The following is a 242-nucleotide window of genomic DNA, read 5'->3' as shown; positions in this document are numbered from 1 at the left end:
TGTATACCCTGAATACCTTGTGGTCCTTGCGCACCAGTTTCTCCTTGTATACCTTGAATACCTTGCGGTCCTTGTGCCCCTGTAACACCTTGGTCACCCTGAGGTCCTTGTAGTCCTTGTGCACCAGTTTCTCCTTGTATACCCTGAATACCTTGCGGTCCTTGCGCACCAGTTTCTCCTTGTATACCCTGAGGTCCTTGTGGTCCTTGCGCACCAGTTTCTCCTTGTATACCTTGAATACC

Annotated in this window: 1 pseudogene; it reads right to left on the bottom strand. The window is 50.0% G+C overall.

Annotated features, from left to right (window positions below):
* Positions 1-242: pseudogene (locus Q1A73_RS24535) on the bottom strand (hypothetical protein); the annotation flags it as partial.

Origin of the sequence: uncultured Aquimarina sp. (assembly GCF_947492115.1) — a bacterium.
GTDB lineage: Bacteria > Bacteroidota > Bacteroidia > Flavobacteriales > Flavobacteriaceae > Aquimarina.
This window is presented reverse-complemented; position numbering and strand designations above follow the sequence as displayed.